Origin of the sequence: Methylovorus menthalis (genome assembly GCF_020523625.1) — a bacterium.
Taxonomy (GTDB): Bacteria; Pseudomonadota; Gammaproteobacteria; order Burkholderiales; family Methylophilaceae; genus Methylovorus; species Methylovorus menthalis.
In genome coordinates this window covers 224,997-241,243 of the sequence record NZ_JAJAQH010000006.1, presented here as the reverse complement: position 1 = coordinate 241,243, position 16,247 = coordinate 224,997, and the positions used below count along the sequence as shown (strand labels likewise).

The following is a 16,247-nucleotide window of genomic DNA, read 5'->3' as shown; positions in this document are numbered from 1 at the left end:
CAAATCAAAACTCATTCATCACAATATGATCATTCGTCCAATCTAACACCATTTGCAAGCCCCTGCTATTGGCCAATAGCATATCCAAGGGGTCAGGTCGAATCTCTTCGGGCGCACCAATATAAAAAGCCACCTTCGGCTGGCTTTTTGCTTTTCCTTAATAAAAATGTCAGTCCCTTGCCTTGTGGCGGACGGGACGAGTTAGCTATTGAGCCGGCCCAGCAGCGAGAGTGTGCGTAATGCTGTTACATCTCCCATAGCCCAGCCGCCTAGCTCCTGCAAAACATTCAATAGCGTTCATTTTTGGGCGCGGCCCTTGCCAATTGTGTGACGAAGATCGTGTCACCGAAACGGCTCGCTGGGTGGAGTATCAAGACCATCTAAGAGCCTCATATCGAACATGGAACATGTGAGCTACGCAGTTATTTAAGAAGGTTAGCTCGAACACTATGCTGATCCTCAAGAGCAGCAATAACGTAACATACGAGTGAGACAGCCCAATATCTGGTCCCGTAATTAGAGGAGACTCAAGAGCTGAGAGTTATTAGTTCATTCGCCCTATAGATAGGATTAGTTAAGGTAAGTAATAATCTCAGTACTCAAATAAAAACAATGGGAGTGGTATAAGGATGTATACAGCGATTCTTCAAGTCATTATTGGCTTAATTTTATCTTCATTTGCTCTTGCAGGCCCCCTTGCTGGACAAGGCACATGGGAAACAACGCTACATGGACGAGATATGGATGGAAATGCTAAAAACGGGTTTGAGGCATACTATGATTCATCGTTGAATATTACTTGGTTAAAGGATGCAGGCGGCCTAAATTCAACTGCTAGTTGGGATGATGCTCAAGCGTGGGTATCCAACTTAAATATTGCTGGAGTGAGTGGCTGGCGTTTACCAGCATACTTAGGTACCGGTGGGCCAAACTATAACTTTCAAGGGGGAAGTAATGCTGGTTATCGGCCCAACCCAGTGACTTCGGAGTTGGCGCACCTATATTACATTACATTGGGAAATGCAGGATATCCTAGCTCTGGTTATGGAGTGAAAAACACGGCCGAATTCGACAACATCGCTAGCTATTATTATTGGCTTAATGATTCGTATGGAAGGTCAGAAGCTTGGCTGTTTTCCACTGAAGGTGGAAATCAAGGCACAGATAGAAAAGTGTTAAAATTTTATGCTTGGGCAGTTCATGCTGGTGATGTTGGAACACCATATGCGTCTGCTGTTCCAGAGCCTAGTAGTTTAGCTTTGTTTGCAGCAGGACTCGGACTGATGATGACAGTTTCAAGACGTAAAAAAGTTAAATCATGAAATAAACCCCGAATTATTCGGGGTTTATTTTTAGGTATACAAAACTTACGTTGGCCCTTCGGGAGGCTTCTTGCTTTCTCGTTTTAAGCTCAGGAACTAAGGCACTCCCTCGCTAAGCGAGTCCCACCAGCGTACCTTTCCCCTCCCCACCAAATCCTCCTACACCCCTTTAAGGACTTTACCGATTAGAGGGCATGGTGGTTCCACCTATGCTCGGGGTCTTCTGCGGCAACGCATTCCCAACCTCATAAGGAACTGTCATGGCGTCTCAACGTAAGGCTAAGAATTCGATTGGTACAGGGGCAGCGCAGGGCACGGTGTCGGGCCCTTCTACACATACACCACCGGCCACGCCCAAGGCGGCCGGGCCTGCCAAGCTGGTAGAAAAAGTCAGCGGCACGGATCAACTCTCGTCGAGTATTCCGCACAACCCTTCCAAGGCTCAGGAGTATGGCGAGGCGGCGCGTTGCCCTTACACCGGGGCATTCAGTTTGCCGGATTCGCCTGCGACTACCGGCAGCACAGTGAATGAAACCGTGGCATCGCCCAAGACCGGCGCAGGCAAAGCGCCTGCGGGTGAAAACCGCATGAAGGGCGATCTGGACCGTGTGCGGGTAGATTCCGCCGGGCAGATGCTGACCACCAATCAAGGTGTGAATGTCGCCAGCAATCAGGATTCGCTGAAGATCGGTCTGCGCGGACCGACGGCGATGGAAGACTTTATCCTGCGTGAAAAGCTCACGCATTTTGACCATGAGCGCATCCCCGAGCGCGTGGTGCATGCGCGTGGCTCCGCTGCCCATGGCTATTTTGAGAATTACAAACCGCTCACCGACCTCACCAAGGCCGCGCCGTTTAACGAGGCGGGCAAGCAGACGCCGGTATTTGTGCGCTTTTCCACCGTGGCGGGCGAGCGTGGCTCCATGGATACCGCGCGTGATGTGCGTGGCTTCGCCGTCAAGTTTTATACCGACGCAGGCAATTGGGATCTGGTCGGCAACAACATCCCCGTGTTTTTCATCCAGGATGCGATGAAATTCCCCGACCTGGTTCACGCCGTGAAGCCCGAGCCGCACTTTGGCATGCCGCAGGCCTCCAGCGCACACGATACCTATTGGGATTTTGTTTCGCTGATGCCCGAATCCACCCACATGCTGATGTGGCAGATGTCGGACCGCGCCATTCCGCGCAGCTACCGCATGATGCAGGGCTTTGGCGTGCACACCTTCCGCCTGGTGAATGACAAAAACGAATCCGTGTTCTGCAAGTTTCACTGGACACCCATCGCTGGCGTGCACTCGCTGGTGTGGGATGAAGCCGTGAAACTGGGCGGCGCCGACCCCGACTTTCACCGCCGCGATTTGTGGGAAGCCATCGAAGCAGGCGCCTACCCCGAGTGGGAGCTGGGCGTGCAGGTATTCACCGAAGCGCAGGCCGAGGAATTCAGCTTTGACGTGCTGGACCCGACCAAGCTCATCCCCGAAGAAATGGTGCCCGTCACCCCCATCGGCAAAATGGTGCTAAACCGCAACCCCGACAACTTCTTTGCCGAAACCGAGCAAGTGGCGTTTTGCACCGCCCACATCATCCCCGGCATCGACTTCAGCAACGACCCCCTGCTGCAAGGCCGCATCCACTCTTATCTGGATACGCAGATCAGCCGCCTCGGTGGCGTCAACTTTCACGAGCTGCCTATTAACGCCCCGCTCAAGCCCGTGCACAACAACCAGCGCGATGGCATGCACCGCCAGTCCATTCCGCGTGGCCGTGTCGCGTATGAGCCCAACTCCCTGGCGGGCGGCTGTCCGTTTCAGGCCGGCATGCAAGGCTTCACCAGCTTCCCCGAAACCATCACCGAAGACAAAGTGCGCGGCCGCCCAGAGAAATTTGCCGACCACTACTCGCAAGCCCGGCTGTTCTGGATCAGCCAATCCCCACCCGAGCAGCAGCACATCATCAACGCCTTCCGCTTTGAGCTCACCCGCGTGCAAACCCAGGCCATACGCGAGCGCGTCGTCTCATTGCTGGTAAATGTGGATGAAGAGCTGGCCGCAGGCGTCGCCGCCGGGTTAGGCATTGCCCTGCCCGAGGCCGCCCCACTCGCCAGCAGCACAGACTTCCCCGTGCCACCACCCTCCACCGCCCTCTCCGAGCAACACTTCCCCGGCAACGGCATGCTGCTCGGCCGCCGCGTCGCCATACTCGTGGCCGATGGTGTAGATGGTGACAGCGTGCAAACGCTTTACGACGCCATCCTCGCCGACGGTGGCGTGCCCCGCCTACTCGGCCTGCAGTTAGGCCCGGTAAAAGCAGATAGCGGCGCAGCACTCGATGCCGAAGGCAGCATAGAAACCATGCCCAGCGTATTGTTCGACGCCGTCGCCCTGCCAGATGGCAAGCTCGTCGCCGAAAACCTCGCCGCCAGCGGCCAAACCCTGGAATTCCTGCGCGACCAATACCGCCACTGCAAACCCATGCTCGCCATCGGCACCAGCCGTCAACTACTGCAAACCGCAGGCATCCCGGAAACCCTGGTCGATGGCTCGCCAGACCCAACGTTGCTGGCAGTGAATGCGTTGGAAGACGCATTGCAAAACTTTGTGCAGCTAGTGGGTAGCCCGAGAAGCTTTGCCCGGGAGACGGATCCGCCTATGGTTTAGATGTATTAGTGCCAAGCACTTAAGCATTACCACAAAGCCAAAGGGCTAGCTTTTTCTAGCCCTTTGGCTTTGATTGATTTAGATATTTTCGTTATAAACCACCCGCACACCTCTTGAATAAATACGCCAATGGCGTATAGTTTCCGGATGATTTTCATTGAAACGCCTACATTCACCAGACTGATTACAGACCTGCTCCCCGATGAGGAATATGGCAAATTGCAAGAAGAGCTTGCCCGCCAGCCAGATGCAGGTGATCTCATCAAGAATGGCGGAGGAATCCGCAAGCTACGCTGGAAAAGAACAGGCAGCGGCAAAAGTGGCGGCATACGGGTGATCTATTACTGGATTACCGAAGACGACCAGATTTTGATGCTGGTGGCTTACCCCAAGAACGTAAAAGACAACCTCACAGATAAAGAAACCGCAATATTGCGCAAGTTGGTAAAGGAGTTATGAACATGGACAAAACATTGTTTGAAGATTTGCAACAAAGCCTGAAAGAAGCCGTTGCCATTCGCCGCAGCGAGATAGCGCCCGGCAAAGTCACTGAAATCCACACGCCAGACGCCAAGGCAATCCGCGACAAAGTCGGCCTGAGCCAGACAGAGTTTGCCCAACTCATCGGCGTAAAGGTAGCCACCTTGCGAAATTGGGAGCAGAACCGGCGTAAACCAACAGGGGCAGCAGCGGCGTTGTTGACGATTGTGGAGAAAGAACCAGCGGCGGCGCTGAGGGCATTGCATTAGAACTGTCCAGCGGAATAAAGAAACTCATGATCCGATGACTACTAAAAAGAGGCACCCAGTTTGGATGCCTCTTAGCAAATCGGCTGTCATTAGCTGCTGACATACCAGCGTTAAGCTTAATTTACATTGTAAATCTATGAGCCTGATGCATATATTGCGTTCAAAACTTTTAATGCGTCATTTATAGGTATGAAAAAGTTTATACCCTGGGAAACTTGATTGATAACAACTCCGGAAACCGCAATTCCAATAACATTCCCGTTTTTATCTAGCAGTGGACCACCACTATTACCTGGCCGAATATTTACATCACTTTGGATAAAGTTTTTAGAATCAATATCCCGGATGTTGCTTACTATTCCTTTAGAGATTGTTGAGCTTAAACTTTGATCCAGTGGAGTACCTATGGCATACACTTCAGCACCAATATCTGGGAGTGTTTTGCTTATATTAAAGAATTTCGGTAACACCGCATTTAGCTTCACAAGAGCCACATCACGCGCTGAGTTGGTGGCAATTACATTCCCCACTAGCTCAAGACCATTGCCAAATTTAACATTGACAGCTTTCGCATCTCCAACCACATGCTGGTTTGTTAAAATCAGATTATCGGAAATCAAGAAGCCACTTCCGTGGCCATTGCCCGCAAAAACTGTAGCAACAGCACTAGACCACTCACTCGGGTTATTACCTATTCGCTTCGCTTTGTTATTTGAAATAACTACCTGCTCTCCGGAAACTGTCACAGTGTCATTGATTGTTTGCCCTCCACGCATGACAATTGATCGAAACTTATCATCAGCCAAAAGATTTCTTGTCGCTTGGGCGAAAGCATTCAGCACAATATTAATATCGCCGCCACCCACTGCTGTTGTGCTTTTAGCAGCTCCCTCTGTTATAACGCTATGCACGACTGCACGATCCAATTTTGAATATATTTGCCAGTCAACTTTAAGGTAGGCTTCACCTTTAGCTGAGTTAAAATCCCCGAAGCCAGCATTTGGATAGCAAATATTCGCTTTTAAATCTTTTACCAAGCCTGCAACTAAAATTTCTGACTTCCATGTCGATGGATCTTCAAACAAAGCATTTGAGTCACCAACGGTTTTAAAAGATGCTTTTTCTAATTCATCTTTGAAGGCTTCAGTAAACTCATCAGAATCAATACTAAGCTTCCCCCCTTTCCAATCAAGGCTACCTTGACCAACGCACAGCAAGCCCATCTGCAAGGCACCAATCTTCTCACCTCTTTTCATCTTAACAACAATTTTTGAGAATTGAATCGGCTTAATATTCGTGTTTGCCGGAAGACTTTCCACGAGTTGATCAGATACTGGCTTTATTGTTGCAGGTGGAACACATCCAGCCAATAGAGCAATAAGTAGTGCGGAAGATAAGTAGCGCATGATTCCCCTTTAGTAAAAATTAAACCTGGATCTTGGAATTTTTTTAGTTTATACATTTTGATTATGCAATGTTTAGAAGTAATGTGTCCAAAAAAATACCTTACTTGGAATATCTATTTTGATCTGTAAAAATAGTTAAGCCCCACTTTTACGCTTGGCTGCTGCGTTGAAGAACTAGGAAATTAGCTGGACCAACAAAATTTGCACCTAACTATCGCAAACATCTAAGGGTGAATAAGCCTCGATCTAAATCTGACCAAAACTGTCACAGTGAATGGAAGTGTCACAAACCAGTAACACCCCCTCCACAAACTAAGCTCCTAATCTGAATCCCTCCCCGCCCCCGCGGGGACTTAGGAGCGCCATCATGAACATCCCTAAACTCACTGTAAACAAACGCATGCTGATCTTGCTGTTTGCGGCGTATCTCGGCCTGGCGGGCTTTGCGGGCTGGGCGTATGCCTATCTGAGCAAACTACAGGCGGGGGCGAGTGTGGTGAACCTGAATGCGGTGCCTAGCTTGGAAAGCCTGGGGCGGGAGAAGGCTTTGTTTGGTGATCTGCGTTTGCAGATTTCGGCGTTTATTCTGAATAACGACACGGCCAAAAAAGCCACGCTGGATAAGGAAATTCAGCAATCCATCGCTGAACTGAAGGCCGGGCTGGCGAATTACCAGCGCCTGATTGCGGACCCGCAGGATGCAGCACTGCTGAAAAATGCCGAGCAGGCGATGCAGCGTTATCTGCCGCGCATTGATGAGTCGTTGCAGTTTTCGCGTGATAACTCGTTTTTTGAGGCGCGCGAATCGTACATGGATAACATGGAATACGCTGACCGCGTGGATGCGGCGCTGAAGGCGCTCTTCAGCTACAAGAGCCAGCTGGCGCAGCAGGCGGTGGCGGCCACGCAGGCAGCGTTTGCGCGCACCATGCTGATTGGCGGCATTGTCACGCTGGGCTTGCTGATTGTGCTGAGCCTGATTGGCTACTGGGTGATACGCTCGGTGGAGCGCGAGCTGGGCGGCGAGCCGCATGCCGCGGCGGAGATGGCGCGGCGCATTGCCGATGGCGATTTGTCGGCGCCGATTACCATTGCCCCGCATGATAAACAGAGCCTGATGGCTTCTATGCGCGATATGTCGTACACGCTGCAGCGGCTGATACATGATATGCGCGATCTCTCGGACCGCCACGAGGCGGGCGATATGGATGCGCGCATTGATACCACGCCTTACACCGGCGAATACCAGGCGCTGGCAGAGGGGCTGAACCGCATGCTGCTGAATTATGTGCAGCTCATGCAGCAATCCATGGCCTGCGTGCATGCCTTTGCCGAGGGGGATTTTGATGCGCGGCTACCGGCCTTCCCCGGCAAGCAGGCGATGATCAACACCGGCATTGAAAAGCTGCGGCACAACATTCGCCAGCTGATGGCAGACATGCAGCGCATGGCACAAGACCACGATGCCGGTCTGATGGATAGCCGGATTCCGGCGGCGAATTACCAGGGCGATTTTCAGCGGGTGGCCGAGGGCGTGAATGCCATGGTAGCGCAGCATCTCACCATCAACCACAAGGTGCTGGCCTGCATACAGGCCTTCAGCCGTGGCAATTTTGATACGCCGCTGGAGCGCTTCCCCGGGCAGCTGGCCTCGATCAACGACAATATTGAAGGCGTGCGGGCCCACCTGAAGGCGGTGATCGACTCGCTCTCGCAGCTGGCCGCGGCGCATGCGCGTGGCGAGATCGACCAGATGCTGAACCCGGAGGCGTTTGAGGGCGACTATGCCCTGATCATGCAGAGCATGAACCGCACGCTGGAAAACCACATCACCATCAACCGCAAAACCCTGGCCTGCATGGCGCAATTCAGCGAGGGCGATTTTGATGCGCCGCTGGAAAACTTCCCCGGCCAGCAGGCGTACATCAACCACACCATGGACACCATACGCCACAAGCTGCAGGCGCTGAATGACGATGCGCAGATGCTGGCGGCCGCGGCCAAGGCGGGCAATATCATGACGCGGGCCGATGCCAGCCGCCATCAGGGCGATTTCCGCCGCATTATCGAGGGCGTGAACAACACGCTGGAGATACTGGTGCAGCCCATGTTGCAGGTGAAAACCTCGGCCGAGACTATTCACGTAGCCGCGCAGGAGATCGCTCAGGGCAATGCGGACTTATCTGCCCGCACCGAGTCGCAAGCTTCGGCACTGGAAGAGACGGCTTCCAACATGGACGAGCTGGCCGACACCGTACGGCAAAACGCCGCCCGGGCACAAGAGGCCAATGGTCTGGTGAAAACCGCCGCCGGTGTAGCCAAGCAAGGCGATATTGTGGTGAACGATGTGGTGGCGACCATGACGGCGATCAACCAGAGTGCGCAGAAGATTGAAGACATCATCGGCGTGATCAATGGCATTGCCTTCCAGACCAATATTTTGGCGCTGAATGCCGCCGTGGAAGCGGCACGCGCGGGTGAGCAAGGCCGTGGCTTTGCCGTGGTGGCGGGCGAAGTGCGCTCGCTGGCACAGCGCTCGGCCTCCGCCGCTACCGAGATACGCCAGCTGATTGAAGACTCGGTGAGCAAGGCCAACCAGGGCAGCGCGCTGGTCGCGCAAGCGGGCAGCACCATGCAGGAGGTGATGACCGCCGTGCAGCGCGCCAGTGAATTCATGGACGATATTGCGGCGTCATCGCACGAGCAGAGCCTGGGCATACAGCAGGCGCGCATGGCGGTGAACCAGATGGATGGCGTAACGCAGCAGAATGCAGCACTGGTGGAGCAAGCGGCCGCAGCCGCGGAATCACTGTTGCAGCAATCGGATCAGCTGTTTGCCACGGTGAGTGCTTTCCGCCTCAGCGCACGCACGGCTGAGCTGCCCGTGTTGCGGGCGCCGCTCAAGCTGGTGAATCGCTAGGGTTCAGCGGGGCGACTGACTCAAATCCTGTCGCCGCCTAATCCGCTAGCCTTTTAACCCTCTGGCCCGCTAATCATCTCGCCTCACATCCAACATCAGCGGGCTTAAGCGCTAGCTGAAACCATCTCGGCGCGGGCGGCCTCGGCCACGGCGCCTGCCACTTTCTCCAGCAGCCGAGGATCAAACGGCTTGGGGATAATGTAATCGCGGCCAAAGTGCAGCTCGCTGATGGCATAGGCGTCGAGCACTTCTTGCGGCACTTCTTCACGCGCCAGCGCCGCCAGCGCATGGGCGGCGGCCACCTGCATGGTGGTGGTGATCTGGCGTGCCTTGGCATCGAGCGCGCCGCGAAACAGATACGGAAAACACAGCGCGTTATTCACCTGGTTAGGGAAATCAGAACGGCCAGTCGCCATGATCAGATCGTCACGCACGGCCATGGCGGTGGCGGGCAGTATTTCCGGGTCCGGGTTTGCCAGGGCAAATACCACGGGCCGGGGCGCCATGAGCTTAAGCAGGTCTGGAGGCAGCGCATTGGCGGCAGAGACGCCGATAAACACATCGGCACCCGGCATCACATCGGCCAGCGTGCGGGCCGAGGTTTCGCGCAGCAGGTCGCGGCCATATTCGCTGATGTCGTCACGCCCGGCATGCAGCACCCCGGCGATATCCACCAGCATGATATTTTGCGCGCCCATGGCCTTGAGCAGCCGGGCGGTTGCCATGCCAGCAGCGCCCGCGCCCAGAAACACAATGCGGGCAGTAGGTAGGGTTTTGCCTTGCAGCTCCAGCGCATTCAACAGCGCCCCGGCAATAATCGCCGCCGTGCCGTGCTGGTCATCATGAAACACGGGGATATCGAGCCGGGCCCGCAGCTCGCGCTCAATGCGAAAGCAATGCGGGGCGGCAATATCTTCCAGATTGATGCCGCCAAAAGTGGGGGCAATATTGACCACAGTCTCGATAAAGCTCTCGATGCTGGGCGCGGTGACTTCAATATCAAACACATCAATATTGGCAAAGCGCTTGAACAACACCGCCTTGCCTTCCATCACCGGCTTGCCCGCGAGTGCACCGACATTGCCCAGGCCAAGCACGGCGGTGCCATCGGTAATCACCGCCACCAGGTTGCCCTTATTGGTGTAGCGATAAGCGGCAGCGGGATCCTGGTAGATGGCCTTGACTGGCTCGGCAACGCCGGGCGTATAGGCCAGCGCCAGGTCAGCCGCAGTGGCGCAGGGCTTGCTCGACTCCACCGAGAGTTTTCCCGGCGTGGGTAATGCGTGGTAATCCAGGGCACGCTGTTTCATATCCGGCATAAGCTTTTCTCCACGGCATTGATAAGACACCTTAGCCTGTAAGCATCAACCCTGCCAGCTTAATCGCGCTGCATGCTGGGTGCGTATTCGCCCGCCAGCAACAACGGCAACAGGCGGTATTCCACGGGGAAAGACACCGCCCCCTGCTCCAGCGCAGCGGCTAATGCCTGCAAGCGCCCGGCCTCGGCCTGCACGCTAAAGAGGCAGCGCCGCGTGGTGCCCAGCACTTGCTCGCGCAAGGACAGCCCACCTTCGGGCTGACCATGCAGGCTGATCATCTGGCTGCTGTAGCGCACGCCGGGGAGCGCCTGGATCATATAATCCACCATCTGCTCTTCGTGCTCCGGCTGTACGCTTACTTGTAACAGGGCCATGGTGGTAACGGATTCTTGCATTTGTTTTTCCTTATTTGGCATGCGCAAAGCGCTGATAAAGCATGGGCAGAAGAATGAGCGTGAGCACGGTGGAGGTAAATAAGCCGCCGATCACCACGATCGCCAGCGGGCGTTGAATCTCGGAGCCGGGGCCGGTAGCAAACAGCAAGGGCAGCAGACCAAAGGCGGCGATGCAGGCCGTCATCAGCACTGGCCGCAGGCGACGCCTGGCGCCTTCGGTCACCACCTCCAGCATGGGCAGGCCTTGCACGTGCAACTGGTTGAAATACGACATCATCACTACCCCATTAAGCACGGCAATGCCCAGCAACGCAATGAAACCCACCGACGCAGGCACCGACAGGTATTCGCCCGACAGCCATAAGGCAAACACGCCGCCTATCATGGCAAACGGGATATTGCACAGAATGAGCGTGGCCTGCCGCACCGAATGGAAGGTGGCAAACAGGATGAGGAAGATCATGGTAATGGCCGCAGGCACCACAATCGCCAGACGCGCCGCCGCCCGCTGCTGGTTTTCAAACTGGCCGCCCCAGCTCATGGAGTAGCCTTCGGGCAGCTGAACTTCTTTTTGCACGCGGGCTTTGGCTTCTTCCACAAAGCCCACCAGATCGCGATCACGCACATTGCTGGTGACAATCACCATGCGGGCGCCGCGCTGGCGGTCTATCTTCACCGGGCCTTCTATCCGTTCCAGCTTGGCCACGGCAGAGAGCGGAATGTTGCGGCCATTGGGCAGTGTCAGCATCAGGTTGCCAAAGTCAGCGGCGGACTGGCGCAGGCTCTCGCCACCGCGCACCAGCAAGGGTGTGCGGCGCTGGCCTTCTTGCACCACCGAAAGCACTTTGCCTTCGAGCTGCGCACGAAGAATGGACTCGATCTCGGTCATGTTGAACCCGAGCCGCCCAGCCGCGAGACGATCAATGGCAATGCGCATGTACTGCACGCCGCTGTTTTGCGGGGTGTAGACATCCTGACTGCCGGGGATGCCCTGAAGGATATGCACCAGCTGCTGAGCTTTCTGGTCCAGCACATCCAGATCGTTGCCAAAAATCTTGATGGCAAGATCGCCGCGCACGCCGAGGATCATTTCATTCACGCGCATGTCAATCGGCTGGGTGAAGCTGTAGGCCAGGCCCGGCAGCTCTTCCATTACCTTGCGCAGATCGTTGATCAGGGCGGCCTTATCCGGCTGGCGCCATTCGGATTGCGGCTTGAGGATAAGGAAGTTATCGGTCTGGTTCAGGCCCATGGGGTCTAGCCCCAGCTCATCGGCGCCGGTGCGCGAATAGATTTCCTTTACCTCCGGCACGTTTTGCAAAATGGCGCGTTGCACATTCATGTCGGTGGTCAGGCTCTGCTGCAAATTGATCGAGGGCAGCTTTTCCACGCCGACAATAATGTCGCCTTCATCCAGCGTCGGCATGAAAATCTTGCCGATCTGCAGATACACCACCACCGTCAACCCCAATGCAACAAACGCAGCCATGACAAGGGCTCGGCCGTGAGCAAGCGCCCACCTCAGCGCGGGGTCATACAGCGCCAGCGCCTTGCGCACTACCCAGGGTTCTTCGTGGGGCATCTTGCGCAGCAGAAAAGAAGCCAGCACCGGAATCACCGTCAGCGAAAGGAGCAGCGAGGCGGAAAGGGCAAACACGATGGTCATCGCCACCGGGCGAAATAGCTTGCCTTCGAGCCCTTCCAGCGTCAGCAAGGGCAGGAATACCGTGATGATGATGAGCACGCCCGCCGCCACCGGCACGCTCACTTCGCGCACCGCACGGTAGATGAGATGCAAACGCGGCAACCCGGCGCCACGTTTGTTATCCGCCAGATGCGAGGCGATGTTTTCCACCACCACCACGGCGGCATCCACCAGCATGCCGATGGCGATAGACAGCCCGCCCAGACTCATGAGGTTGGCGGAGAGGCCAAACTCTTGCATGAGCAAAAACGTGGACAAGGCCGCCAGTGGCAAGATCAGCGCCACGGTGAGCGCCGCCCGCAGATTGCCGAGGAACAGCAGCAGCAACACCAGCACCAGCACAATGGCTTCCACCAGCGCCTTGGACACGGTGTACACGGCTCTATCCACCAGGCTGCTGCGGTCATAAAACACATGAATGCTGACGCCCTTGGGCAAGGTCGGCTGCATCTCGGCCAGCTTGGCCTTGATGCCGCTTACCACCTGCCGGGCATTGGCGCCGCGCAGGCCCAGCACCAGGCCTTCGACCACTTCCTCCTTGGCATTGCTGGTCACGGCGCCATAGCGGGTAAGTGCACCGAGCTGGATGGCGGCAACGTCCGCTACCCGCACCGGAATGCCATCTTCGGTGCGGATCACGGTGTTCTGCACGTCTTCCAGCGTCTTGAGGCGGCCTTCGGCGCGCACCAGCAGCGATTCCTCACCATCATTCAGGCGGCCAGCGCCATCGTTGTTGTTGTTTTCGATCAGGGCATTTTGCAGGGCATCGAGCGTTACGCCGCGGGCATACATGCGCGAGTTATCGGGAATGATCTCGAAACTGCGCACCAGGCCACCCAGCGAATTCACATCCGCCACGCCCGGCACCGTGCGCAGCTGGGGCCGTATCACCCAGTCCAGCAGACTGCGGCGCTCGGCCAGGCTGAGATTAGGCGCTTCCACCGTGAACATGAACATCTCGCCCAGCGGTGTAGTCATCGGCGCAACGCCACCCGAGACATCCGGCGGCAGGTTAGCCAGCACGGCGCTCAGCCGCTCATTGACCTGCTGCCGTGCCCAGTAAATGTCAGTGCCCTCGGCAAAGTCGATGGTGATATCGGTGAGCGCATATTTCGCCACCGAGCGCAGCATGGTCTGCCTGGGCAGGCCCAGCATTTCCACCTCAATCGGCGCGGTGATGCGGGCCTCCACCTCTTCGGGGGTCATGCCCGGCGCCTTCATGATGATCTTGACCTGCGTGGATGAAACATCCGGAAACGCATCAATCGGCAGTTGTTGAAACGCCTGCACCCCGGCAAAGGAGAGCATGGCGGTGAGCACCAGCATCAATACGCGCTGGGTCAGGGATAACCGGATCAGGGCTGCCAGCATCACTCAGCTCCCAGTCCCAGCCAGCGCCCCTTGATGGCGGCTTGCCCGCTGACGGCAACTTGCTCCTTGCCGGTGAAATCGCCATTGATGACGACTTCTTCAAACTGCTCGGATACCACCTCCACCGGCATGGCACGGAAGCCCTGCGCGGTTTTTACAAACACATAAGTCTTGCCATCATGCCGGGCAATGGCGGGACGCGGCACGCTGAAATGCGTGCTGGTGCCCAGCCCGCCGATTTCTGCCTCGACAAACTGGCCGGGGGCCAGCTTCTCGGTGCCGGTGGTAATGGTGGCGCGCAAATGCACGGTCTGGTCGTTCTTGTTCACGCTACGCACGATATGGATCAGCTTGCCGCTGGCGCCGAACTTGGGCACGCTCACCGGCATGCCAACGCTGACATAGGGCAGCACTTCCAAAGGCGCGCTGATTTCCAGCCACAGCGGATGCAGGCGCCCGATACGGTAAATCGGCGCTGACAAATCCACCCGCTGGCCTACGGCGGCAAGTTGCTCCAGCACCTGCCCGGCGGCCGGGGCCGTGAGCGTAATGCCACTCGTCATGCGGCCGGATTTTTCCAGCTGGGCGATACCCCCCGCGCCCATGCCTGCCAGCTGCAAGGCCTGCTTGCGCTGGTTGAGCAGCGCGCTCAGTTCTTCCTGCCCGCTTTGCGTAGTCTGGAAACGCCGCTTGGCGATAATGCCATCCTGATACAGCTCCTGATCGCGCTTGAGGTTGTTTTGCGCCAGACGATATTGCGTGAGTGCCTGCAGGTAATCGCGCTGCAGGGCAATCAGCTCCGGGCTGCTGATATGCGCCAGCGGCTGACCGGCTTTGACATCTTCGCCCGCGGCCACATACAGGGTATCTACCAGGCCGGATTGCGGTGCGGAGACCATGCGCTCCTGCCCGATGGGGATCATGATTTCGGCAGGCAGACGATGGCTGCTGACCGGCGTATTGCGCCCCAGGGCGGCCACGCGGATGCCCAAGGTGTTTTGTTGTGTTTCGGTAAAGGCGATATCCGCCGCTTGCACGCACTGGCCGGGCAACAAGCCCAGCATCAGGGTGCATATCCAGATTGTCTGTTTCATGGTGTTCTTAATAATGTTCTTCATGGTAATACTCCAACCGCCTGGTTATATCGGGCAATGTCCCATTGCAGCTGTATGCGCCGGGTAGTGAGTGCGCGCTCGGCCTCATAGGCCAGCGCCTGTATGCGCATCAGGCCGACCAGATCGGTTTCGCCGAGCTGGAATGCCTTGGTGGCAAGGCGTAGATTTTCTTGTGCCAGCGCCTGCTGACGCGTGACCATCTCGAGCTCGGCCCGGCTGACCGTGAGGTTGTGCTCGGCTTCGTGCATGGAGGTTTCGAGTTGATAGATCAGGCTGTCGCGGGCACTTTGAGCGCGGCCGACTTCCATTTCGGCCGCAGCTTCAATGGGAGCAGCACGTACCGGGCTATCCAGCGGGATACGCAGCTTGAGGCCTATGCTGTCGTTAAAGGCGTTTTCAAATGGTCCGCGCTGGCTGCGGGCATTCAGGATCACTTGCGGATTTTCGCGCCGCTCCAGCCGGGCCAGCTCGCGTGCCTGCTGGGTGAGGCCCAGCCGTGACATGGCTTCACGGTAGTAGGGATGCTGCTCGCTGTAATCTTCCAGCGCAGACTGCGGTTCATCCTGCTGCTGTGGCATGGTGTGCAGACCGGTGAGTATGATGTAACGATGCCGCGCATGCATGAGCTCGGCCTGGGCCCGCAAGCGGCCGGTTTCGGCAATGATGCGCTCGTTCTGCGCCAGCATGAGGTCCGTCTTGGCGAGCTCACCCGCCTCAAAACGGCGTTGCACATCGTGCTCCAGCGCGGTGGCGGTGTTTAGCCGCAGGTCGGCCAGCTCCAGGGCATTGGCATTCATGCGGATATCCCAGATGGCATCGCGCACATAGCCTGCCACCTGCAACTTGAGACTATCGCGGCTGGCGGCGAGGTCTTCATCGGCGGCATCGGCCACATGTTTGCGGGCATTGCGTTGACCTTGCAGCCAGACTGGCAGCTCGAGTTCGGCCTGCCAGTCGCGCTCACCGCGACCACTTCCCACGGCGTCGTTCTGCGCGCTCATGCCCACGGCAGGCGCCTGTGGCAGGAACGATGTTGCCACGGTGCGGCGTGCCCGCACTTCGGCCATGCGCGCCGCCAATATCGGCTGCGTGGGGTTACGTAAATAGGATTTTTCAACCACGTCATGCAGGCTTAAAGCCGCATCGGGGTCAACAATATCGGTGTGCTGGATGTCGGTATGGCGAGCATCGGCGGCCAATGGCGCTGCCTGCACTGTCGCGGTAGCCATGCTTCCCGCGCACAACATGCATAGCCAAAAAATGCATGGCATCACGCGCCCAAACG

11 protein-coding genes are annotated in these 16,247 nt (G+C 56.6%); 5 read left to right on the top strand and 6 right to left on the bottom strand.

Annotated features, from left to right (window positions below):
* The first annotated feature begins 629 nt into the window (after positions 1–629).
* The 4 genes from LG204_RS06940 (at position 630) to nadS (ending at position 4,731) form a co-directional block, all read left to right on the top strand.
* Positions 630–1,322 carry a PEP-CTERM sorting domain-containing protein gene (locus tag LG204_RS06940; protein ID WP_230336585.1) on the top strand — a complete coding sequence of 231 codons (693 nt, stop codon included), beginning with the start codon at positions 630–632 and terminating at the stop codon, positions 1,320–1,322.
* Between the two features lie 260 nt (positions 1,323–1,582).
* Positions 1,583–3,982, top strand: coding sequence for a catalase (locus LG204_RS06935; protein ID WP_230336584.1), 2,400 nt, complete (start codon positions 1,583–1,585; stop codon positions 3,980–3,982).
* 147 nt (positions 3,983–4,129) lie between these two features.
* A complete protein-coding gene (locus LG204_RS06930; RefSeq protein ID WP_230336583.1) occupies positions 4,130–4,441 on the top strand; it encodes a type II toxin-antitoxin system RelE/ParE family toxin in 312 nt (103 codons plus the stop codon).
* Positions 4,442–4,443: 2 nt separating this feature from the next.
* Positions 4,444–4,731 (top strand): NadS family protein, encoded by a 288-nt coding sequence (gene nadS, locus LG204_RS06925; protein ID WP_013442922.1) that lies wholly within the window; start codon positions 4,444–4,446, stop codon positions 4,729–4,731.
* Between the two features lie 134 nt (positions 4,732–4,865).
* Here nadS and LG204_RS06920 read toward each other — a convergent pair whose 3' ends face one another.
* Entirely contained in the window at positions 4,866–6,137 is a 1,272-nt protein-coding gene (locus LG204_RS06920) for a S1C family serine protease (protein ID WP_230336582.1), read from the bottom strand.
* A 367-nt stretch (positions 6,138–6,504) separates the two neighbouring features.
* Here LG204_RS06920 and LG204_RS06915 point away from each other — a divergent pair, with 367 nt between their 5' ends.
* Positions 6,505–9,057 carry a methyl-accepting chemotaxis protein gene (locus LG204_RS06915; RefSeq protein ID WP_230336581.1) on the top strand — a complete coding sequence of 851 codons (2,553 nt, stop codon included), beginning with the start codon at positions 6,505–6,507 and terminating at the stop codon, positions 9,055–9,057.
* A gap of 104 nt (positions 9,058–9,161) precedes the next feature.
* Here LG204_RS06915 and LG204_RS06910 read toward each other — a convergent pair whose 3' ends face one another.
* The 5 genes from LG204_RS06910 to LG204_RS06890 are packed head-to-tail and all read right to left on the bottom strand — an operon-like array spanning position 9,162 to position 16,191.
* Entirely contained in the window at positions 9,162–10,376 is a 1,215-nt protein-coding gene (locus tag LG204_RS06910) for a malic enzyme-like NAD(P)-binding protein (protein WP_230336580.1), read from the bottom strand.
* Between the two features lie 59 nt (positions 10,377–10,435).
* Positions 10,436–10,771: a DUF3240 family protein gene (locus LG204_RS06905; RefSeq protein WP_230336579.1), complete on the bottom strand. Its 336-nt coding sequence runs from the start codon at positions 10,769–10,771 to the stop codon at positions 10,436–10,438.
* 10 nt (positions 10,772–10,781) lie between these two features.
* A complete protein-coding gene (locus LG204_RS06900; RefSeq protein ID WP_230336578.1) occupies positions 10,782–13,847 on the bottom strand; it encodes an efflux RND transporter permease subunit in 3,066 nt (1,021 codons plus the stop codon).
* Entirely contained in the window at positions 13,847–14,965 is a 1,119-nt protein-coding gene (locus LG204_RS06895) for an efflux RND transporter periplasmic adaptor subunit (RefSeq protein ID WP_230336577.1), read from the bottom strand. Before LG204_RS06895 ends, LG204_RS06900 begins: the two co-directional genes overlap by 1 nt.
* A complete protein-coding gene (locus tag LG204_RS06890) occupies positions 14,962–16,191 on the bottom strand; it encodes a TolC family protein (protein ID WP_230336576.1) in 1,230 nt (409 codons plus the stop codon). Before LG204_RS06890 ends, LG204_RS06895 begins: the two co-directional genes overlap by 4 nt.
* Positions 16,192–16,247: the final 56 nt, after the last annotated feature.

Excerpts from the sequence above, each read along its gene's own strand:
- LG204_RS06940 (WP_230336585.1), top strand. The coding sequence starts at position 630 with ATGTATACAGCGATTCTTCAAGTCATTATTGGCTTAATTTTATCTTCA.
- LG204_RS06935 (WP_230336584.1), top strand. The coding sequence starts at position 1,583 with ATGGCGTCTCAACGTAAGGCTAAGAATTCGATTGGTACAGGGGCAGCG.
- LG204_RS06930 (WP_230336583.1), top strand. The coding sequence starts at position 4,130 with ATGATTTTCATTGAAACGCCTACATTCACCAGACTGATTACAGACCTG.
- nadS (WP_013442922.1), top strand. The coding sequence starts at position 4,444 with ATGGACAAAACATTGTTTGAAGATTTGCAACAAAGCCTGAAAGAAGCC.
- LG204_RS06920 (WP_230336582.1), bottom strand. The coding sequence starts at position 6,137 with ATGCGCTACTTATCTTCCGCACTACTTATTGCTCTATTGGCTGGATGT.
- LG204_RS06915 (WP_230336581.1), top strand. The coding sequence starts at position 6,505 with ATGAACATCCCTAAACTCACTGTAAACAAACGCATGCTGATCTTGCTG.
- LG204_RS06910 (WP_230336580.1), bottom strand. The coding sequence starts at position 10,376 with ATGCCGGATATGAAACAGCGTGCCCTGGATTACCACGCATTACCCACG.
- LG204_RS06905 (WP_230336579.1), bottom strand. The coding sequence starts at position 10,771 with ATGCAAGAATCCGTTACCACCATGGCCCTGTTACAAGTAAGCGTACAG.
- LG204_RS06900 (WP_230336578.1), bottom strand. The coding sequence starts at position 13,847 with ATGCTGGCAGCCCTGATCCGGTTATCCCTGACCCAGCGCGTATTGATG.
- LG204_RS06895 (WP_230336577.1), bottom strand. The coding sequence starts at position 14,965 with ATGAAGAACATTATTAAGAACACCATGAAACAGACAATCTGGATATGC.
- LG204_RS06890 (WP_230336576.1), bottom strand. The coding sequence starts at position 16,191 with ATGGCTACCGCGACAGTGCAGGCAGCGCCATTGGCCGCCGATGCTCGC.